The organism is Nocardioides exalbidus, assembly GCF_900105585.1.
Lineage (GTDB): Bacteria > Actinomycetota > Actinomycetes > Propionibacteriales > Nocardioidaceae > Nocardioides > Nocardioides exalbidus.
The window spans coordinates 3,332,111-3,352,504 of record NZ_FNRT01000002.1; the positions used below are offsets into that span (position 1 = coordinate 3,332,111).

At 71.7% G+C, this 20,394-nt stretch carries 18 protein-coding genes, 1 pseudogene and 1 riboswitch; of the genes and pseudogenes, 4 read left to right on the forward strand and 15 right to left on the reverse strand.

From position 1 onward, the window contains the following. Positions 1-5: 5 nt before the first annotated feature. From BLV76_RS16385 to msrB, 9 genes are all read right to left on the reverse strand, one after another. Positions 6-1,049, reverse strand: coding sequence for an NAD(P)/FAD-dependent oxidoreductase (locus BLV76_RS16385; RefSeq protein ID WP_090970315.1), 1,044 nt, complete (start codon positions 1,047-1,049; stop codon positions 6-8). Further along, a complete protein-coding gene (locus BLV76_RS16390; protein ID WP_090970316.1) occupies positions 1,042-1,584 on the reverse strand; it encodes an isoprenylcysteine carboxyl methyltransferase family protein in 543 nt (180 codons plus the stop codon). The genes BLV76_RS16385 and BLV76_RS16390 overlap by 8 nt, the downstream gene beginning before the upstream one ends. Continuing rightward, positions 1,581-2,636 carry a type III polyketide synthase gene (locus tag BLV76_RS16395; RefSeq protein ID WP_090970319.1) on the reverse strand — a complete coding sequence of 352 codons (1,056 nt, stop codon included), beginning with the start codon at positions 2,634-2,636 and terminating at the stop codon, positions 1,581-1,583. Before BLV76_RS16395 ends, BLV76_RS16390 begins: the two co-directional genes overlap by 4 nt. After that, entirely contained in the window at positions 2,633-3,829 is a 1,197-nt protein-coding gene (locus tag BLV76_RS16400; protein ID WP_090970321.1) for a geranylgeranyl reductase family protein, read from the reverse strand. Before BLV76_RS16400 ends, BLV76_RS16395 begins: the two co-directional genes overlap by 4 nt. After that, the gene (locus BLV76_RS16405; protein WP_090970323.1) at positions 3,826-4,620 is read right to left on the reverse strand and encodes a UbiA family prenyltransferase; all 795 of its coding nucleotides are present in this window, start codon (positions 4,618-4,620) and stop codon (positions 3,826-3,828) included. Before BLV76_RS16405 ends, BLV76_RS16400 begins: the two co-directional genes overlap by 4 nt. Further along, positions 4,617-5,660 carry a polyprenyl synthetase family protein gene (locus tag BLV76_RS16410; protein ID WP_090970325.1) on the reverse strand — a complete coding sequence of 348 codons (1,044 nt, stop codon included), beginning with the start codon at positions 5,658-5,660 and terminating at the stop codon, positions 4,617-4,619. Before BLV76_RS16410 ends, BLV76_RS16405 begins: the two co-directional genes overlap by 4 nt. 91 nt (positions 5,661-5,751) lie before the next feature. After that, positions 5,752-6,393 (reverse strand): formate dehydrogenase, encoded by a 642-nt coding sequence (locus BLV76_RS16415; protein WP_090970327.1) that lies wholly within the window; start codon positions 6,391-6,393, stop codon positions 5,752-5,754. After that, the gene (locus tag BLV76_RS16420; protein ID WP_090970329.1) at positions 6,386-7,066 is read right to left on the reverse strand and encodes a molybdopterin-dependent oxidoreductase; all 681 of its coding nucleotides are present in this window, start codon (positions 7,064-7,066) and stop codon (positions 6,386-6,388) included. The genes BLV76_RS16415 and BLV76_RS16420 overlap by 8 nt, the downstream gene beginning before the upstream one ends. Then, positions 7,056-7,484 (reverse strand): peptide-methionine (R)-S-oxide reductase MsrB, encoded by a 429-nt coding sequence (msrB, locus tag BLV76_RS16425; protein ID WP_090970332.1) that lies wholly within the window; start codon positions 7,482-7,484, stop codon positions 7,056-7,058. The genes BLV76_RS16420 and msrB overlap by 11 nt, the downstream gene beginning before the upstream one ends. Positions 7,485-7,629: 145 nt before the next feature. Between msrB and BLV76_RS16430 the strand changes: the two genes are divergently transcribed. Then, positions 7,630-8,238, forward strand: coding sequence for a DUF1684 domain-containing protein (locus BLV76_RS16430; protein WP_090970333.1), 609 nt, complete (start codon positions 7,630-7,632; stop codon positions 8,236-8,238). Between the two features lie 19 nt (positions 8,239-8,257). Here BLV76_RS16430 and BLV76_RS16435 read toward each other — a convergent pair. Continuing rightward, positions 8,258-9,381, reverse strand: a pseudogene (locus tag BLV76_RS16435) (MFS transporter). A 150-nt stretch (positions 9,382-9,531) separates the two neighbouring features. Then, a riboswitch (cobalamin riboswitch) is annotated at positions 9,532-9,712 on the forward strand. A gap of 198 nt (positions 9,713-9,910) precedes the next feature. Between BLV76_RS16435 and BLV76_RS16440 the strand changes: the two are divergent. Genes BLV76_RS16440 through BLV76_RS16450 form a run of 3 tightly spaced genes read left to right on the forward strand, consistent with a single transcriptional unit; the run spans position 9,911 to position 12,815 of the window. Further along, positions 9,911-10,873, forward strand: a complete 963-nt coding sequence (locus BLV76_RS16440) for a FecCD family ABC transporter permease (protein WP_090972836.1) — start codon at positions 9,911-9,913, stop codon at positions 10,871-10,873. Between the two features lie 26 nt (positions 10,874-10,899). Next, positions 10,900-11,718, forward strand: a complete 819-nt coding sequence (locus BLV76_RS16445) for an ABC transporter ATP-binding protein (protein WP_217630368.1) — start codon at positions 10,900-10,902, stop codon at positions 11,716-11,718. Continuing rightward, the gene (locus BLV76_RS16450) at positions 11,715-12,815 is read left to right on the forward strand and encodes an ABC transporter substrate-binding protein (protein ID WP_090970337.1); all 1,101 of its coding nucleotides are present in this window, start codon (positions 11,715-11,717) and stop codon (positions 12,813-12,815) included. Before BLV76_RS16445 ends, BLV76_RS16450 begins: the two co-directional genes overlap by 4 nt. A 351-nt stretch (positions 12,816-13,166) precedes the next feature. Here BLV76_RS16450 and BLV76_RS16455 read toward each other — a convergent pair whose 3' ends face one another. The 5 genes from BLV76_RS16455 to BLV76_RS16475 form a co-directional block, all read right to left on the reverse strand. After that, positions 13,167-13,502 carry a hypothetical protein gene (locus tag BLV76_RS16455; RefSeq protein WP_139306604.1) on the reverse strand — a complete coding sequence of 112 codons (336 nt, stop codon included), beginning with the start codon at positions 13,500-13,502 and terminating at the stop codon, positions 13,167-13,169. A gap of 139 nt (positions 13,503-13,641) precedes the next feature. Further along, entirely contained in the window at positions 13,642-14,640 is a 999-nt protein-coding gene (locus BLV76_RS16460; RefSeq protein WP_090970341.1) for a hypothetical protein, read from the reverse strand. Positions 14,641-14,732: 92 nt separating this feature from the next. Continuing rightward, complete coding sequence (locus BLV76_RS16465; protein WP_245734710.1) at positions 14,733-15,728, reverse strand: hypothetical protein; 996 nt, start codon at positions 15,726-15,728, stop codon at positions 14,733-14,735. Between the two features lie 2 nt (positions 15,729-15,730). Beyond that, a complete protein-coding gene (locus BLV76_RS16470) occupies positions 15,731-19,165 on the reverse strand; it encodes an AAA family ATPase (RefSeq protein ID WP_090970345.1) in 3,435 nt (1,144 codons plus the stop codon). Between the two features lie 12 nt (positions 19,166-19,177). Further along, entirely contained in the window at positions 19,178-20,347 is a 1,170-nt protein-coding gene (locus BLV76_RS16475; RefSeq protein WP_090970347.1) for an exonuclease SbcCD subunit D, read from the reverse strand. Positions 20,348-20,394: the final 47 nt, after the last annotated feature.

Here is a 20,394-nt window from a genome sequence, read left to right on the forward strand (position 1 = left end):
GACGGCTACGGGCGGGCGCTCCTGCCCGCCGGTCGCGCGAGCTGGTTGACCGCCGCGCCGAACACGAAGGGGAGGCGCTGCGCCGCGGGCACCAGGCGGCGTCGTACGACCGGCCGCGCCGTCGCGTGCAGCAGCGCGCTGGTGAGGAGCTCGTGCCGGGCACCCAGCCGCCGGGCGACGAGGTGGTAGCGCTCCGGTCGGCCGAAGGCGATGCATTCCACGGCGACCCGCGCCTGGGCGAGGCCGAGGGCGATGCCCTCGCCGGTCAGGGCGTCGACGTAACCGCCGGCGTCGCCGACGAGGAGCACCCGGCCGGCCGAGCGCGAGCGCACCCGCTGGCGCAGCGGACCGGCGCCCATCACCTTGGTGCGCTCGCCGGTGAGCCGCTCGCGCAGCGCCGGGAAGTCGGCCAGCAGCTCGTCGAAGTGGGCGCCCGGACCGGCCAGCACGGCGACGCCGACGAGGTCGTCGGCGACCGGCGTCACGTAGACCTCGGCGCGGTGCGACCAGTGCACCTCGACGTAGGACGTCCACGGTGCCTGCGCGACGTGTGCGCGCAGCCCGTAGCGGCGACGTCCCCGGCTCGGCGCGTCGAGCCCGAGGAGCCGGCGCACGGGGGAGTGCAGGCCGTCGGCCGCGACGAGGTAGCGGGTGGGGCGTCCGGCGACCAGCAGGTGGCTGCCCTCGTCCTGCACGTCGTGGACCGGCTGCCGGTCGACCTCGATGCCGGCGTCGGCGACGCGCGCGGCGAGGACCTCGTGGAGCGTCGTCCTCCGCACGCCCCGGCCCGGACCCGACCGGAAGGCTGCCGTCGCGTGCGCACCGGTGGCGGCATCGACGTAGTGGATGCCGTCGAGCGACTGCCCGGGCGGGTCGACGCCGAGGCCGCCCAGCTCGAGGAGGGCGCCCGGCATCAGCCCCTCACCGCACGCCTTGTCGATCGGGCCGGTGCGGGGTTCGTGCACGACGACGTCGAGCCCGAGCCGGTGGGCGTGCAGGGCCGCGGCCATCCCGACCGGACCGCCGCCGGCGACCACGAGGTCATGCACGCGCGGCTCCCGCGGTCGGCGGCAGCGTGGCGAGCGCTGCCTCCTCCGCCCGGATGCGGACGACGAGCAGGCCCGCGTTGACGACGGTGAAGACCACCGCCGTCAGCCAGGCGGCGTGGACCAGCGGCAGCGCCACGCCCTCCACCACGACGGCGACGTAGTTGGGGTGGCGCAGGAAGCGGTAGGGACCCGAGGTCTCGGGCGGCAGGCCGGGCACGACGATGACGCGGGTGTTCCAGCGCCGGCCGAGGGACGCGATGCACCACCACCTCAGGGCCTGCGAGGCCAGGACCAGCCCGAGCATCGACCAGGCGAGCGCGGACGGCACGTCGGGGCGGCGTACCCACGCCTCCACCAGTGCACCGACGAGCAGGCCCGTGTGCAGCACCACCATGAAGGGGAAGTGGCCCTGCCCGCTCTCGACGCCGCCGCGCTCCTTGCTCCAGGCGGCGTTGCGCACCGAGACCACGAGCTCGGCGACCCGCTCGAGGCCGACCAGCGCCACGAGCACGCTGAAGGCCAGCAGGGTGGTCATGCGACCGCCCGCAGTAGCACGAGCTCGGAGCAGAAGCCCGGCCCCATCGCGAGCAGGACTCCGTGGCTGCCGGGTGCCGGTGGCCGCTCGCGCAGCGTGTCCTCCAGCACGTGCAGGACCGACACCGAGGACAGGTTGCCGACGCGGGCGAGCGACTCCCACGTGAGGCGGATCGCCTCACGCGGCACCTCCAGCGCCGCCTCGAGCGCCTCGATCACCTTGGGCCCACCGGGGTGGCACACCCACCACCCGATGTCCTCGCGGGTCAGCCCGTGGTCGGCGAGGAAGGAGTCGACGTCGCCGCGCAGGTAGCGCTCGACCAGGTCCGGCACCGCGGCGTCGAGGACGATGCGCAGCCCGCTGGCCGCGACGTCGAACCCCATCGTCCGCTCGCTGTCCGGGTAGAGCCGGCTGCGGGAGTCGAGCACCTCGACCGGGCCGTCCGGGCCGTTCGCCCCGGTCGCCACGACGGCGGCGGCACCGTCGCCGAAGAGACCGCTCGCGACGAGGTTCGGTACGGAGACGTCGTCGCGCTGCAGGGTCAGGGAGCACAGCTCCACCGCGACGAGCACGGCCGTGTGGTCGGGGTGCCCGACGAGGTGGTCGTGCAGGCGCGCGATCCCCGCGGCACCGGCGACGCACCCGAGGCCGACGAGGGGCATCCGGCGGACGTCCTCGCGCAGTCCCACCAGTGCGGCGATCCGGGCGTCGAGCGACGGCACCGCCAGCCCGGTGACGGTGGCGGTGACCACGAGGTCCACGTCCGACGGCGTCAGGTCGGCGGCCTTCAGCGCGTCGACGAGGGCGCGCGCGCCCAGCTCGACCGCGTGCTCGATGAAGAGGTCGTTGGAGTGGCCGAAGTCGCGGAGGTCGGCGTACTGCTCCAGCGGGAGCACGGTGTGGCGCCGCTCGACGCCGGCGTTGGCGTGGAAGCGCCGGAGCAGGGCGTGGTCGAGGCTGCGCTCGGAGATCACGTGGGCGAAGGCCTCGGTGATCTCGGACTGCGGGTAGGAGTGCGCCGGCAGGGCACTCCGGGCGGAGAGGATTCTCATGTCGGCTCTCGGGTTCCTGTCGGTCGTGCGGGACGGATGAGGCTGTGGACGAGGCCACCGGCGAGCCGGGCGTCGATCCGCCCACCGCCGAGGCCGATCTCCACGAGGCTGTCGAACGTGCGCTGATCGGCGGCGGCCGCGCGGATGCCGGCGTCGACGACCCGGGGCGACTGCGAGAGCCGCGAGGCGGTCCAGGTGTGGCGCAGGTGCCGGCCGAGGAGGCCGCGCACCTCCGCGCGGTGCCGCGCGCCGGCGCCGTCGGGCTGCCCGGCGGCGACGGCACGGGCGGCTGCGCGTCCTGCGGAGACGCCCGAGGCGACGGCGTAGTAGATCCCCTCGCCCGTCATCGGGTTGATCAGACCGGCGGCGTCACCGGCGAGCAGCACCGGTCCGTCGGGCTGGTCCCACCGCCAGCTGCTCAGCGGGAGGTGGTGGCCCCGCCACTCGGCGCCGGTGCTGGCGGCACCCGGAATGAGCTCCTCGAGCTGGTCGAGCAGCAGCCGTTTGCTCGGTGCGGACCCCTGCCCGCGCTCGGCAGGCAGGAGCTCGCCGTAGCCGACGTTGGCCCAGCCGTCGCCGCGGTCGAAGGCCCAGGCGTACGACGGGTGCCGCCCGACGCCGTAGCGGATGACCTGCCGCCCGCGGCCGGCGTCCGTCGTCGGCGCGTAGCCGCGGATCGCGATGGCCCGCTGCTGGGGCCGGTCGCCGAGCACCGCTCGCCGGACGAGCGAGTGGGCACCGTCCGCGCCGACCACCACGCGGCCGCTGAGGCGGCCCGACACGACGGGGGCGCGCCCACCCGCAGTGGTGAGCGACGTCGCGCGGTGCCGCTCGAGGACCGCGCCCCTCTCCACGGCCCGGTCCACCAGCCGGGCGTCGAGCACCGCTCGGGGGACGACGTAGGCCTCGCGGCGCATCGACCGCGAGACCCGCAGGTCGCCGCGTGCCAGCTCGAGCTCGCGCAGGGGCGTCCAGCCCGCGACCACGTCGCCGGCGCCCACCTCCGAGAGCACGTCGACCGCGTGCGGCGCGATGCCGTCACCGCAGGACTTGTCGCGCGGGAAGTCGCTGCGGTCGAGGAGCAGCACGCGCAGTGACGGGTCCTCGGCCAGCGCCCCGAGCGCTGCGGAGGTGCCCGCGGGACCGGCGCCGACGATGACGACGTCCCAGTCCGCGTCCGACCGGGCCGTCACCGGGCCACCACCAGCAGCATGGCGTCGCCGAGGGCGATCGCGACCGCCGACACGAAGGGGATGCGACCGGACCCGGCGACCACCACGACGGCCAGCGCGAGGACCACGGCACCGATCGCGGCCGAGACGAGGACCGGGGCTCCGGCGCCGACGAGGACGACCGCCGAGGCCACCACGAGGACGCCGGCGGCGACCGGGGCGAGGTGGGCCCGCCCCAGGCGGTGGGGGAGGCCGCGCACGCCGGTGGCGGCGTCGTCGTCGAGGTCGGGCAGGACGTTGAGCAGGTGGGCTGCGACGCCGAGCAGGGCAGCCCCGACCGGCCACCACCACGGCGGGAGCTGCCCGTCGACCAGGGAGACCACCGCCGGCAGCCCGCCGAACGAGACGGCGTAGGGCAGCCACGACCAGGCGGTCGACTTGAGGCCGAGGTTGTAGGTCCACGCGGAGGCGACGCAGACGAGGTGGACCAGCCCGGGCGCGAGGCCGAGGGCCAGGGACAGCACGAGGCAGAGGGCGACGGCGACCGCGCACGCGCGCCGGACGACGTCGAGCGGGACCGCGCCCGTCGCCAACGGCTTGTCGCCGCGACCGGCCCGGCGGTCACGGGAGACGTCGACGAGGTCGTTGCTCCAGCCGATGCTGAGCTGGCCGGCCAGGACGGCCGCGAGCACGAGCAGCACGCGGACGGTGCCGAGTCCCTGTGCCGTCGCGAGCAGGCCCGCCAGCGCCGTGACCGCCAGCGCCGGTCCGGGGTGCGTGGCGAGGGCGAGCCCGCGGAGCGTCGTGGTCATGCCGCTTCCCCGCTGCCGTCGACCAGCTCGGGGGAGCGGGTCGTGATGCCGTCGAGCAGCGTGGCGGGCACCCCGAGGTCGGCGAGCGTCGACCGGGCCCCGGCCAGGTGCTGGTCGGCCAGGTCCTCCACGAAGCGGCGCGACCCGGCTGCCACGAGGAGGGCGCGCACGTCGGTCAGCTCGTCCGCCGACAGGTCGCGGCCGACGTAGTCGCGGATGCGCGGCCACTCCGGGGTGGAGCGCGCGTGCACGAGGAGCGGGGTCTGCTTGCCCGTGCGCAGGTCGCTGGTGGTGCTCTTGCCCGATCGCACGGGATCGCCGAAGACGCCGATGAGGTCGTCCACGAGCTGGAACGCGATGCCCGTCATCCGCCCGGCGGAGCCCAGGCGCTCGGCGGTGCTCGACGGGGCGCCGGCCAGGACGGCCCCGGCCTGGAGGGGAAGGTCGAACGAGTACGCGCTGGTCTTGCACTCCTCCATGGCCAGGCTCTCGGCGAGGGTGACCACGTCGGTGCCCATCGACAGGCGTACGTCCGCGAGCTCGCCGGCGGCGGTGGTGTGCAGTGCGGAGTCGAGCAGGTCCAGGAGGCGGTGGACCACGGGCGGGGGAGCGCCGCACGTCGCGGTCGCGCGGACGGCGGCCGCGAGGGCGAGGTCGCCGGCCAGCACCGCGGCGGTGAGCCCGTAGCCGGCGACGTCGTCAGGACCGGCGGCGGCCGCGCGGGCGTAGGAGCGGAACGTGCCGCTCACGTTCGGCGCACCACGGCGGACGTGGTCGTCGTCGATGACGTCGTCGTGGATCACGAGTGCCGTGTGGAGCAGCTCGATCGCCGCGCCGACCTCCGCTGCCGCCTCGGGGAGCGACCCGCCGAGCGCGTCGTGCGTCGCGACGACCAGCATCGGCCGGAACCGCTTGCCGCCCTGCGTGGCTGCCTCGAGCGCCTCCCACAGCAGGACGTGGTGGGGGTCGATCAGGGCCGCTCGTGCCCGACCCTGCTCGAGCAGGCGTTGCAGCGCGACGTCGGTGTCGGTCGCGATCATCGGTCCCGCCTCGATCCACTCGTGGAGCTCGTCCCCCCATGGAACGCCCTCCCGGCCGTCTGTGCACGATGCAAAGGGGTGGTCCGGCCCGTCAGCCACGGGGTCCGGACGCCTCGGCCTCCTCGACCTCGTCCAGCCAACCCGGGTGCTGGGCGCGTGCCCACCGGCGGGAGACGCGACCGGTGCGCATGCCGCGACGGGCCTCGGGGTCGCCGAACGCGTGGGCGAGGTGGCCGAACACGAGGAGCCCCAGCCCGAGGGCGACCCAGTCGTGGACGAACGTCGCGCCGGAGCGCCACGAGAGCGCGGCCAGGCCGGTCCAGTACATGAGAGCGCCGGTGCCGAGGAGCACCCACGTCGACGCGGCCACGAGCCACGAGTTCACCTTCTGGCCGGCGTTGAACTTGCCGACCACGATGCTGCCGTCGCGTCGGGACCGGCTGCGCAGCCACCGCCAGTCGGCCGGGGTGAAGCGGTCGAGCCGCCCCAGGTCTGCCCGGTAGGCCTTCGAGACGGCGCCGAGCACCATCGGCAACGGAAGCGCGATGCCGCACCAGACGTGGATCGTCTCGACCAGGTGGCGGTGGCCGACCGCCATCATGATCGACCCGTTGTAGAGGATCGCGGCGGTGACGAGGCACGCGCCCATGAGAAGGGCGAACGAGCGGTGGACCCACCGCTCGGCGCGAGAGAACCGGTCGAGGTCGCGCGCTCCGTCCGGCGCCTCACGCATCGATGGTCCCGTCCAGCGGGTAGCCGCGGTCCTCCCAGTAGCCCGGCCGGTTGTCCGCGGTGACCTCGATGCCCGAGAGCCACTTCGTGCTCTTGTAGCCGTACATCGAGCCGGAGTAGACCCGCACCGGGCCGCCGTGCGCATGAGTCACCGGCTCGTCGTACATCCGCAGCGCCACGATGACGTCGTGGGCCCGCGCCTGCGCGAGCGTCATGTTGACCGAGTACGTCCCGTCGAACGAGTGGAAGCGGACGCCCACCGCGTCGTCGGTGGGCGCGGCGCGGTCGAGGAGGTCGGCGACCCGGACACCCGCCCACGGCACGTCGAGGACGTACCAGCCCGTGACGCAGTGGAAGGTGTCGGTGAACCGCGTCTGGGGAAGTGCCTCGAGGTCCGCGTAGGAGTACGTCGACTCGGTCCCGACCAGCCCGGTGACGTCCAGCCGGTAGTCCTCGTCGTCGCGGGGCTCCACGGCCCCGGTGACGGAGTAGTAGCGCCACGTGCTGCCCAGCGGGACCAGCGAGGTCAGGCCGGTCGGGTCGCGAGGCTGGATCGGCGCGAGCACGCGACTCAGCCCCTCCTGGACCCGGTTGCCGGCGACCACGCCGACGGCCCCCAGGCCGAGGAGCCCGAGGACGACGCGACGGCCGACGGGCGCGCCTTCAGCGTCCATGCTGGTCGAGGGTGAGCGCGGCGCCGTTGATGCACCACCGCTGACCGGAGCGCGTGGGCCCGTCGCCGAAGACGTGGCCCAGGTGGCCGTCGCACGCGGCGCACCTGGCCTCGCGCCGGGGCACCAGGAGCTTGAAGTCGGTGCGGACCGTGACGGCGTCGCGGGACGCCGGGTCCGAGAAGCTCGGCCATCCGGTCCCGGAGTCGAACTGGTCCTCGGCACGGAAGAGCTCGGCACCGCACCCCGCGCAGTGGTAGTCCCCGTCCCTGCTCGCGGACGGGTGCGCGTAGGGGCTGCTGCCGGGAGCCTCAGTGCCCGACTGCCGGAGCACCCGGTAGGCCTCGGGTCCCAGGCGCGCCCGCCACTCCGCGTCGGTGCGCACCACAGCCGGGGCGGGTCGGGCGCGTCGCGTGAACATGGGTCGAGCCTAGGGACGGGCAGCAAGCAATCCGTAGGTCCTGCCGCGCCGAATGCACTGGTAGGCCCGGTCGGGCATCCCGGGGGGCCGGATTGTCCGACCGGGACTATGAGGGCGGGACGGGCGCAGGTGCGACAGTGGTGGGGTGCCTGACATCTCGTCTGCTCTCGCCCTCGCCGACTGGCGCGCCCGCGTCTCCACGCTCTACGAGGCGGTCCGGTCCCTCGACGACCCCGCCGAGGGTCACCGCCTCTGGCGGGAGGGACGGGCCGACCTGTTCGCCACGCATCCGCAGAGCCCGAGCGCAGGCGTCCCCGAGCTCCGGGAGCGCGGCGTGGACTACTGGCCGTACGACCCGGCGCTGCGCTTCACCCTCGGGATCGAGCCGGCCGAGGCCGATGACCGTGACGTCGACGGCGGCGACGACGGCTCGGTGACGCTGCGTCGGATCGGCCTCGTCCGGCTGCCCGAGCCGGTGGGCGGCAGCCTCGACGTGTGGTGGCTGCACCAGTACGGCGGCGGGATCTTCGTGCCGTTGCGCGACGGCACCGCCGGCGACGGCAGCTACGGCGCCGGGCGCTACCTGCTCGACACCGCCAAGGGAGCCTGGCTCGGCGGGGACGACGAGCACCTGGTCGTCGACCTCAACTTCGCCTACCACCCGTCCTGCCGCTACGACGACCGGTGGCGCTGCCCCCTCGCCCCGGCCGGCAACACGATCGAGGCCCGGGTCGAGGCAGGCGAGCGCCTGTAGGTCCCGGCCGGCCGTGGCCTCAGGCGCGGGCGAATCGTCGACTCGTCGGGACGAGACCGGCCGCCACCGGCGCGAGCAAGCACGCCGCAGCCGCCACGAGCAGCACGGGGCGGACCCCGAACGCCTCGATCGCGGGCGCCATCAGCGCGAGCCCCAACGGCGCGAGCCCGTAGGAGACGAGGAAGTCGAGGGACGACACGCGGGAGAGCCTCGCCGGGTCGACCTCGCGCTGGGTCGCCGTGAACCACGGCACGTTGAAGACCTCGATCCCGACGCCGCACACGACGTAGGCGGCCACGACCCATGCCGCCCCGAGGTCGAGGGCGAGCGCCAGCGGCGCGAGCGCGTATGCCGCCAGGCCCGAGAGGGCCACCCACCCCTGGTTGGTCGGGCGCCACCACGCGACCACGAATGCGCCGCCCAGGGCGCCGAGGGCGTACGCCGTGGCGACCGCAGCAACCAGGGCCGTCCCGTCCCCACTGTCGCGAGCCACCAGGGGGACGGCGACCGCGGTGACGGAGTAGCCGGTCAGGATCACGGTGGCGAGGGCTCCGAGGCCACCCAGGAACCACGGGTGACGATGGGCTTCCTCCAGGCCTTCGGCGAAGTCCGCCGCAAAGCTGCTGCGCTCCGACCCAGGGGGCCTGCTGGCGCGACGGGTCGACGGGGAGCCGGAGGGTGTGACGCCGGCTGCCAGCAGCCAGATCCCTGCTGTCCCCAGCAGCAGCGCAGGGGGATCGAGGACTGTGGAGGCGAGTCCGGTGATCGCCGGTCCAGCAAGCACGCTGACCCGCACGGCGATGCTGATCGCTGCGTTGGCGCCCTGCCGTCGTTCGGGTGGGACGAGGGCACCAGTGCCTGGAAGGCCGGTCGGCACGCGCCCTGCCCGACGCCCACGGCTGCCGCTGCTGCGAGGCCGAGCACGGTGAGCGAGGAGTGCACGGCGAGGGCGAGGAGGGCTGAGGACAGCGCCGCACCCGCTGCTGCGACTCCGACGACCGAGCGGCGCGGGTAGCGGTCGGCCAGCACTCCCGCGACTGGCATGACCACGAGGAACCCGACCGTGCGAACCGCCAGGAGCCCGCCGAGCTGACTCGCCGTCAGAGTGGTGTCGACCAGCGCCAGGCCGAGGACGAACGGCATCGACCAGGTGGCGACGCCGGAGGCGGTGGTGGCGACCCAGAGCCGTACGAAGGCCGGGTCGAGGCGAGGTGTCACGCGCGCATCCTCGGGTTGTTGCAAACAATTCGCAACAAGGTGGTGCTCCCGGCTGATCGTGACGACCGGCAGTGCTAGCGTTCGGGCCGAGTCGAACGCATCCTCTGGGATGCCAGGGAACTCCGGTGTGAATCCGGGACTGGCGCGCAGCGGTGAGGGAGACAGCGGCGCTACACGCCACTGGGAGAGATCCTGGGAAGGCAGCGTCACTGGTTGATTCCCGAGTCCGAAAACCTGTCGGCTCACGTGTCCGTCACCTGGGCCCTCGCGATCGGGGTTCGAGACCCGAGAGGCCCGCAGTGGACCCGTCATCCCTCCTGCCCGCGCACCCCCTGCCCCGGACGCGGGTGCGACCGTGACGCACCGACCCGGCAGATCGTCGAGGTCCAGGAGGCGCCTGCCGTTCTGGCCGCTGGTCGTGGTCCTTGCCCTCGCGTGGGCCGCGAGTGCCGTGATGTCGTTGGCCTTCGGGTCCGAGCGGATCCCGGTCGCCGAGGTCGTCTCGACGGTCAACGACCGCTTCACCGGCGAGCAGCCCGGCCGCTGGGACATCATCGTCTGGGAGCTGCGCGTGCCGCGCGCCCTGATGGCGCTGGTCGTCGGCGCCGGGCTCGCGGTCGCGGGCGCAGGCATGCAGACGCTGGTCCGCAACCCGCTGGCGGACCCCTACCTGCTCGGCATCAGCTCCGGCGCCTCGGTCGGTGCGACGGCCGCGATCACGACGGGTGTCCTCGGTGGCTTCGGGATCTACGCGGTCTCGACCGGCGCGCTGCTCGGTGCGGTCGGCTCGGCCCTGCTGGTCTACCTCGTCGCGACCGCCCAGGGCGGCCTCACGCCGTTGCGACTGGTGCTCACCGGTGTCGTGCTGTCCTCGGGCCTGTCGGCGATCGCCTCGTTCCTGGTCTTCATGGCCGACGACGCACGCGCCGCGAACTCGGTGCTGTTCTGGATGCTCGGCAGCGTCGGAGGCGCGACCTGGGAGAAGCTGTGGGTCCCGGCCGTCCTCGTGCTGCTCCTGTCCGCGGCGATGATGTCGATGCACCGATGGCTCGACGCACTGGCGGCGGGCCCGGAGACCGCTGCCGCACTCGGGGTGAACGTCGCCGCCCTGCGCACGACGCTGTTCGTCGGGCTCGCCGTGCTCGTCGGCGTGCTGGTCGCGGTCAGCGGCGGCATCGGCTTCGTCGGCCTGATCGTCCCGCACGCCGCCCGCCTGGTCGTGGGCGCGCGGCACAGGGTCGTCATCCCGGTCGCAGCACTGGGCGGGGGAGTGTTCCTGCTGTGGGTCGACGTGCTGGCGCGGCTCGCTGTCCGCCCGCAGGAGATCCCCCTCGGGGTCGTGACCGGCGTCGTCGGCGCCCCGCTCTTCCTGCTCCTGATGGGGCGCGGCACCTACACGTACGGCGGTGAGAGGTGAGTCGCCTCGCGCTCAGGCTGAGCGGCGTGTCGGCCCGGCTCGGCGACCGCGAGGTCCTGCGTGACGTCGACCTCGAGGTGCCTGTCGGGGCACGGCTCGGGGTGGTGGGTGTCAACGGTGCCGGCAAGTCGACCCTGCTGCGGGTGCTGGCCGGAGCACTGTGCCCGAGCGAGGGCACGGCCTACCTCGCCGACGAGTCGGGCGAGCTCCGCGACCTGCACCGCACCAGCGCCCGCGACCGCGCCCGACGGCTCGCCTTCGTCCCCCAGGAAGAGCTCGTCTCCGCCGAGCTCCTCGTCGGGGAGATGGTTGCGCTCGGCCGCGTCCCCCGCACCCGCCCGTGGTCGCGCGGTGGCAGCGACGAACGGGCCATCGTGGTGGCTTCGCTCGAGGCAGTCGGCCTCGCCGACCGGATCGACGACCCGTGCGACCAGCTCTCGGGCGGTGAGAAGCGCCGCGCCGTGCTGGCCCGTGGTCTCGCCCAGCAGTGCCCGCTGATGCTGCTGGACGAACCGACCAACCACCTCGACGTGGCCTGGCAGCAGCGCCTGCTGCACACCGTCGCCCGCGAGGCACAGACCCTGGTCGTCACCATCCACGACCTCGATCTCGCGCTGCGCTCATTCGACCAGGTGGCCGTCGTCGGCTGGCCGGAGGGCCGCGACCGTGCGACGTCCCCGGCGACCCTCGTCGCCGTCGGCCGTCCGAGCGACGTGCTGGGCGCGGCGCGCATCGAGGAGCAGTTCGCCGTCGGCTCGGTCCAGGTCGCCCACCCCCACCTCGAACAGTCGCACCTGCTCATCCACCACCTGCCCGAACCCCACCTCCGAGAGGACACCCCATGAACCCGACCCTCCGCACCCACCGGAGTACGCGCCTCGCGACCGCTGCGGTCATCACCCTCGCAGCCACTCTGCTCAGCGCGTGCGGCTCCGACAGCAACACCACGGGTGGAGCCAACGCGGACGGCGGTCCCATCACGGTGCAGAACTGCGGCGAGGACCTCACGGTCGACGGGCCGGTCACCGAGATGTACGCCTACGACGGCGGCATCATCTCCATCGCGCTCGCCGCTGGAGCCCGCGACGAGCTGGTCGCCGTGACCGGCATGGCCCGCGACCAGGCGCTCCTCGAGCTGGCCTACCCCGACGATCGGGTGGACGAGCTCACCGTCGTCGGCGACGAGTTCCCCACCCTCGAGAACGTGCTCGCGGTCGACCCGCAGGTGTTCTTCGCCGGCTACAACTACGGGTTCAGCGAGGCCCGCAACCTGATGCCGGAGATGGTCGCCGAGCGCGACATCACTCCCTACCTCCTGAGCGAGACCTGCCTGCAGGACGACGGTGCCCGCGGGACCATGGACGCCTGGACGGCCCTCACCACCGACCTCGCCAACATCGGCGAGCTCACCGGTCACCCCAACACCGCACAGGCCGTCATCGACGACATCGGCCAGCGCCGAGCCGCCCTGGAGGAGGCGCCGAAGGGCGACGACGAGACCACCGTGTTCCTCTTCGACTCCGGCACCGACACCATCTTCACCTCTGGCTCTTTCGGCGGACCGCAGGCCATCTTCGACTCGGCACAGGTCACGAGCGCCACGGCAGACGTCGAGGACACCTGGACTGAGGTCGGCTGGGAGCGGCTGGCCGCCTCCGACCCCGACATCATCTTCTTCGTCGACTACCCGGGGCAGTCCTACGAGGAGAAGGTCGCAGTCCTGGAGGCCAACCCGGCCTCGCGCGACCTCGCTGCGGTGAAGGAGAAGAGGTTCGTGAACCTGCCGTACGCCATGTGGGTCTCCGGCCCGCTCAACATCGACGCCGCCGAGTGGGTCCGCCGCGCAGTGGAGCACTTCGGCCTGGCGCCGGAGTCCGGCATCGAGCCCACGCTCGACATCACCCAGCTCGCCGAGCTGCCGGGCAACGACTGGATCGGCTGACGCCACAGAAACGCCGCCGGACGACCGATGGGTCGCCCGGCGGCGTTTCAACAGGTCAGAGACCTCGTGACACTCAGATGTCGTAGTAGAGCTAGAGTCATGGTCGGTCACCTGTCCGCGGGCTTCGTTTGCTCAGGTCAGAAGGGGTGTGTCGACGCTACGCTCCTGCGAGGTAGGCGTCCAGTAGGTGCTTGATAGGTGCCTGGTCCGGGGAAGTTTCGGGGAACTCACCACCGGGGCGACGCCCATCAGGTCGCTAGTTGGGCTCTACCAAAGGTCGCGAGATCGGTGAGCACGCCGGCAACCGAGTGCGGTGCGGAGCACGCTGCGCTCACCCTGACCGCACCGTCTCTAAGCCAGTTCTGCGTAGTCCTCGGCCGCCTCGATCTTCAACTGGGGCATCTCGAGAAGGGTGGCGCGGATCCATTCGGCCGTCTTGGCGACCTCGGACGTGGGGATGGACTCGAAGATGTCGTTGGTTCCCCCTCCGTCCTCGAATTCGAACGACGTACCGAGGTTGAAGTTCCCGGCGTACGCGTTCGCGTCAACCGTGCATGAGGCATCGAACGGAACGTTCAGGATCGCATCTTCCTCGTCGACATGAATGCTGGGATTGAGATCGGCCAAGGCCTTTGCTAGTTCCCGCAGCCTCGCAACATCCTCGGCGGATGGGCCGTGATAGCTCATACCCGGCAGGCTACAGAAGCCGCTGCCGTCCGATGCTGCAACGTCATTAGCCGCGAAGCGCCAGTGGGGCACTCGCGGCGAGTCGTGATCGGTTCGTAGGCGTTGCCGGCGATGCAGTCGGACTGGTCGCGACGTCTGATCAGCTCTTTTGCGCAAGCGCGCGAGCACGTTCAAGCCTGGAAAGAAGCTTTGCCTGAGTGGCGCCCGGTCCTCGCTTCTCCGGCGGACAGGCGCGTTCCCAGCGCTCGATCACGGCGACTTCCGCGGCATAGTCGCGCCGCTTCCGATGGATGATTGCTGCTCGTTCGGTGTACGCGGGAGCCGGTTCGCGACCTGAAACCTCAGCTTCTTGCTCGGCTGCGACGATCAACGCAGAGAGCAAACGGAGGGCTTCTTCGAGGTTCCCCTGCCGCTCGAGATCCTGCACGTAGGCGAGCCAATCCCACAGCGATTGGCCGGCGAAGAGCATCTTCTCTACCTCGGCGCGGGGCCGGTCATGGACATTGCGAATGGCGGCGTCAAGGTCAGTGGCCGCTGCGGCCTCGGAGATGCGCGCGTCGCGGTCCTGCCTTCGCGCACGGTCTCGGAGCCGAAACCAGTCTTGGCCGATCGCCTTGAACGCTGCCACCTCGTCGGAGGGTCGGCCCATCGCTTGCGCCAGGTTGTAGGCACGCCACCACGCCCGTCCATACTCGTCGGCCTTGTCGGGCTCCGCTGGGCCTTGAGCCGGAGACAAGACGTCAAAACCCGGCGGAGGACGGCGACCGTCCTGATGGTCCAGTCCAGAAGCCTGCCGCGCGTAATCCAGCCAATGACACGCGGCTGCTTCGTCCCTAGCGCGGGCACGCGCCACGCTCTCCAGCGGGATCCGTTCCAGTAGGGCCTTGAGTGCCATGCCCCGGGCCGACGCGGGAAGCCCGAGGTGGCCAACAACGACCGTGGCAGGACCGTCTACTCCCGGTGCGATCGCCCAGTCACCGACCTCGGGCTTCTCCGGGAAGGGCCAGAGATAGGCGTACCCGCGCTCAGGGGAGAAGTTGGCAAGAGGGTCCCTGCTGTTCAGATCCCGGAACGCGACGGTGACGACCTGGCTCTGCACAGTGGCCTTTGTGCGAGACAGTTTGCTGAAGATCCCCATGGTTGCCACTCTGACATGACGACCGACCGTTCATGACTGCTATGTCGTAGCGCGTTCTCCAGCGGGCTGCGAGAAGCAGGTCCGACCGATCGCTAGGAGTGAGCGGCCTGCTGGAGCGCACGGTAGATGTAGCGCTGGTCGCCGAGGCGGCGTCGCAGCTGCTTCTCGAGCCCGGCGATCGGGACGAGGTTCTGCGGAGCGCGTTGGTCCTTGTACTCCACTGACGCGTAGCGCGGCAGCAGCGCCTGGGACAGGTTCGCAAGCTCAGCCGCCTCACTGGCAGGCATGTTCGCTGCACACTCGACGCGCACCACACCCGCCCACGGGGACCCGGGCTGGCACGGCAACCGCAGGTACCACGCATGTCGGTCCCACGACGTGCCCATCAAGAACACCGGCGTCCGCTCCCCAGCACGCAGGCTCGCCACGACTGCGTTGAGCTCCGGCTTGAGGTAGATGGCCCGGTGCGTCTTGATGAACCCCAGCGCGCGGGGCAGGTGGTCGCGTCCGCGGAGCGGGCCGTCAATGACAAGCAGGTCGTCCTTTGCCCCGTGCGCGGCGACCTGCGCTCTGGCGTTGACGGCGGTGATCAGCTCGAGTGTCGCGAGCTCGCGCTGCAGCGCTGCGGACAAGATCACGCTCGGCGACTCGACTTCGTCTGCCGCGACGTGGTGGGTCACGAAGTTACCTGCTCGTGTGCTCAGGTCTCCCGCGGCGGGGTCGGTCGTGAACATGCCGCGCCGATGGTCCGCGGTCAGCAGGTGCGCGCCCGACTCCTGGCAGCAGCACAAGGCGCCGGCGGCGTACGACGCGGCGACGCCCAGCGCAGCCGAGGCGTCGTCAGCATCCGGGATCCACACCCGCGCCTCGATGCGTCGTACCCCGTCGATGAACACCAGGGCGTCTGGTTCTGCCAGACCTGTTCGCGGAGCGATCGGTGCCCACGAGTCGCCGGAAACCTCTACGCCGACGTCGACGCGTGCCGACGACTGTTCAACTGCGGACGTCTCCCCGGAATCCTCCATCGCTGACCCGTACGACGGGTCCCACCCGTCAATGTGGAACCGGGTTCGGGGCTGCTGGCTCACGCTCATGTCGTCTCCCGTTCGACGCTGGACGTGCGCCCGTCGTGGTGAACCGCGAACCGGGTCGGGGTGCGTTCGGCCAACGCGGCCACGTGCGTGACCACTCCGACCATGCGTTCGCCTTGCGCGAGCGTCTCCAGCGTGGCGGCCACTGTCTCCAACGACTCGGGGTCCAAGGTGCCAAACCCCTCGTCGAGGAAGATCGAGTCGAGCTTCGCGTTTCCTCCGGCGGCCAACGTAGCCAGCTGCTCCGACAATGCCAGTGCGAGCGCGAGGGAGGCCTGGAACGTCTCACCGCCGGAGAGGGTCTTCACCGACCGTTCGGAGTCGGCGTCGAAGTGGTCGATGACGTGGAAGTCGCCCTTGATGTGCGTGAGCGTGAACTGTCCGTCCGAGAGCTGCATGAGGGAGTCTGAGGCGCCCGCAACCAGGGTGTCCAACGCTGCGGTCGCTAACCAGTTCCCGAACTTGTCGGCCCGCAGCAGCGACCGCAGCTCGCCAGCCACCGTCGCGGTCTCCCTGGCGGCGTGCTCCTTCTCTGCCAGCGCTCCTGCACGCTCACGCGCGTCACGTAGCGCCTTCGCCTGCGACGACGCCTCGGAGTGGGCCACGGCCACGATCCGTTCCGCCGCGCGGGGGTCGTCCGCCACAGTGCTGGCATCCAGGCCGTGCTCGGTCAGCGTCTCCACCAGGGCGGTCAGGTGCCCGGCCGCGAGCTCGGCAGTCTCCGTGCCGGCGTGCAGTGCCACGTCCCGATCGTTCCGCGTCTGCTCGACCTGTCCGGCAGCCCATGCCACCAGTTCGTTCCAGCAGCCGGGGAGGTCGTTCTCGAGGCGCTGAGCTTCGAACGCTGGCGGCGCCCACGCCCCGGCCACGTCCCGGGCACGGCCCAGGGCGTCGCGGTCCTGGGCCACCGCAGCGACCGCACCGCGCACCTCGTCCGCGGCCTGCTGGGCAACTAGCCGTGTCTGCTCCACCAGTGTCGATGCGATTGCACGAGCCTCCTCGAGCTCGCGGGCGTGCTCGAGCAGGCCCGGCAGGTCTGTGCGGGCTGGCGCCGTGGCGAGCTGTGAGTCGATCTCGCCCTGGCGCGCGGCAAGACCGGCTGCTCGCGTCTGCGCCGCAGCGGCAGCGCCCGCGGCTTCACGCGAGAGCGCCGTAAGCTGCGTTGCGCGGGTCTCGGTCTGCGCGAGGAAGGTCTCGCTGTCGGCGAGCTGGTGCGCCGCCTCCTCGTGGGCGGAGCGGGCTGCCGGCAGGCGCGCACTGTCCACGGTGTCCAGCTCTACATGAGCCCAGGACGCGAGGGCCCGCCAGCCGGCTGCGGTTCCTTCCACGGTGGTGGTGTCCACCGTTGGGGCTCCGGCGTCGACGAGACCCGCGTGGGTGCGTGCGAGCGTCAGGCGAACCTCGTCCAGCTCGCCAGCGACCGCATCCCGGTCGCTCTGCGCGACGGCCAGGGTCGCCTCTGCCTGGACGACAGTGGTGCGCGCCTGGTCGCGGTCGGTGAGCCGCCGGGTCGTCTCGGTCATCGTCTGCTCCGCCGCCGCCAGCATCAGCGCGACGTTCTGCTCAACCTCGACCGGAGTCGGGGCCCAGGACTCGTCGGCCCAGGCTCCTACGGGTACGCCGACGCGGGTCGCGGCGCCGGCCAGCTCCTGGGCGACCGCGTGCGCGGTCCGACTCGCGTGCGCGGCCGTCTGCTCGGCACGGGCGAAGAGGGACGCCGCCTGCTCCTGCGACTCCTGCGCGCCCCGACGGGCCTCCTGGAGTCGCGTCTGTGCCTCGGACACCTTGTCCTGTGCAGCGTGCAGGTCGGGCGCGTCTTCTGTCGGCGGTACCTCCTGGACGGTCTGCGTGCACACCGGGCAGGCGTGCCCGACTTCGAGCGCAGGTCGCAGAGCTGCGGCACCGGCAGCCAGCCGGGCACGGTCGAGCTCGTCCTGTGCCCGGGCATGCAGAGCCTCGAGGGAGGCGACTTCGCCTTGGACGTGTTCGGCCAGCTCGCGCGCCGTCGCCAACGCCGCCTCGACATCACTGTGCTCCTGCGACTCGACGCGCAGTTGGTCAATCTGCGTGGTCAGCGCAGTGAGACGCCGCGGGTCGGGCAGTTCCCGCGAGGCTTCGTCGAGCCGCGTCAGGTTCTCTCGCGCCGAGACGACCAGGCGTTCGGCTTCGGCACGGGCGTCGCCTGCGCGTTGCGCACGCTCGAGGACGGTGTCGAGATTGGTGGGGACCGTGACACTGCGAAGTCGGGCGGCGCGCGCGTCGAGCGTGTCCAGCTCCTGCTTGGCGGCCGCAGTGGCGCGTTGTGCGTCGGTGGTTGCCGTGCGCGCCGTCGCGAGGGCTTCGCTCGCTTCGCGAGCGTCTTCGGCCGCGTCTTCGGCCGCGGTCGTCTGGGCCTGCTCGTCCTTGCGGGCCGCGACGAGCAGGGAGCCCACGTTGTCCGCCTCGCCGTAGAGCCGTTCGAAGCCCTCGATGGTCACACGCTGCGGACCGCTCGCAGCTGCTTCCACGGCACGGCGCATCGCGTCGGCGGCGTTCGTGGCCGAATCATCGGCTGTCGAGGCTGCCGCCCGTGCGGCGGTGAGGCGCTCGTGCCGTTCCTCCACGCCTGCGGGGGCGCTCAGATCGGCGAGTGCGGTGAGCTTCTTCTCCGCGGCCGCTTGTGCGTCCTGGTGCTCGCGCTGCCGCTCACGTGCGGAAGTCGTCAGGCTGACCTGGTCGGCGATCTTGGAGGAGATGTCGTCGAGGCGTGTGGCGTCCGCTTCGGCGGCGGCGAGCGCCTCGACGGAAGCGTGCGCCAGCGTGCCGAGCTGTTCGGCGTAGACCTCGGCCTCCTTCTGCGCGTCCGCTGCCCGGCGGCCGGCCCGCTTGGCAATCTCCTCGTAGTGCCCGGCGCCGAGCAGCTTGAGCAGGATGTCTTGGCGGTCTGAGGACTTGGCCTTGAGGAACCGCGCGAACTCCCCCTGGGGCAGGACGACGCACTGGCAGAAGTCGTCGAAGTCGAGGCCGAGGAGCTCGGAGACGGCCGGCGTCATGTCGCGGACTTCGCTGGCGAGGACCTCGCTGGGTGTCTCCTCACCCGGAGCCGGGGCCGCGGTGGGGTCGGCGAATCGTTCCAGGCGGGCGTTCTTCTGCTGGATGGTGTTCGTGCCGACGCGTCGCACTTCGCGTGCCGCCTGATACCGCTGCCCGCCGACGTCGAAGATGAGGGAGACGGTGCACCGGTTCGTCGTGGGCGCGAGCGCGTAGGCGACTGCATTCGCGCGTTCCCACCGGTGAGCGGTGCCGTACAACGCGAACGTGATCGCGTCGATGATCGTCGACTTGCCGGATCCGGTGGGTCCGACGAGCGCGAAGTAGTCGACGTCGGTGAAGTCGACGGTGGTGGGTTCGCGGAACGAGGCGAACCCGTCGATGTCGAGACGAACTGGGCGCATGGTGGGTCCTTCTCAGCGGGTGCTGGTGAGCTCGTCGTGCAGGGTGTCGAACAGCGCCTTCACGCGCTTGTCGTCGGACCCGACGTGGGCGCAGAAGTCGGCGAACAGCTCGGCGGGGGTCTTGGAGGCGACCTGCGCGCTGCTGACCTTCCCTGAGCTGGTGGCGGTGAAGTCGGGGTGGATGTGGATCTCGAGCGCGTTCGGGAGCACCTCGAGGATGTCGTCGCGAAGGCCGGCGTACGTGGACTGCTTGACCCGCACGCGCAGCCAGTCGTCACCGGCCGCATCCACCTGGGCCCGCAGCTCCTCCACGGACCCCTCCAGGGTCCGCAACCGACGCCCGGCGGTGATGGGCAGGTCGGTGACCTTCGCGGGCTTGCCCGGCTCGGTCTCGACGAGGACGACGACGGGCGTGTTGTCCTCCTCGCCGAAGTCGACGGGCAGCGGCGCACCGGAGTAGTGGACCGGGGCCGCGGCGGGGAGCTCCTGGCGCCGGTGTAGGTGCCCGAGGGCGACGTAGTGGGTCTCGATCGGGAAGATGGCGGCCGGGACGTGGTACTCGAAGATCGACTGGGCCACGCGCTCACCGCCACCGAACGTCCCCCCGGTGCACGTCAGGTGTGCGGTGAGGATGTTGACGCCAGCCGGGTCGTAGCCCTCGCCGAGATGGGTGACGATGTTGCGGACCCACTGGTCGTAGGAGCCGACGTTGCGGGCAGGGACGTTGTCGCCCGGCGCGATGAGCTGGGCGGCCCTGATGGCGTAGCGCTGGGACAGGAAGGGGATGGCGGCGACGTTGACGGGGGAGTCGTCGCTGCGCGCGGCGAACGTGTACACGCCGCCCTTGTCTCGGGCTCGTGCTTGTCCGAACAGCTGGATGCCGGCGCGACCCATGAGCGGCCGGTAGGCCTCGAACGTGCCGCCGTGGTCGTGGTTCCCGGCGATCGCGATGACCTCGACGCCGTCGCTGGCCATCGTCATCAGCGTGTTCACGACGAGACGCTGGGCGTCAGCGGTCGCGGCGGAGGAGTCGTAGATGTCTCCAGAGATGACGATCGCGTCAACGTCGTGGGCGCGGGTCAGGGCGACGATCTCGGCGAGGACGGCCTTGTGTTCGTCGAGCCGGTTGCGGCCCTTGAGGGTCTTGCCGACATGCCAGTCGGACGTGTGAATGAACTTCATCGGCAGGGCTGCCTTCTCGTCAGGTCGGTTGTCGGTGGTCGGCTGCG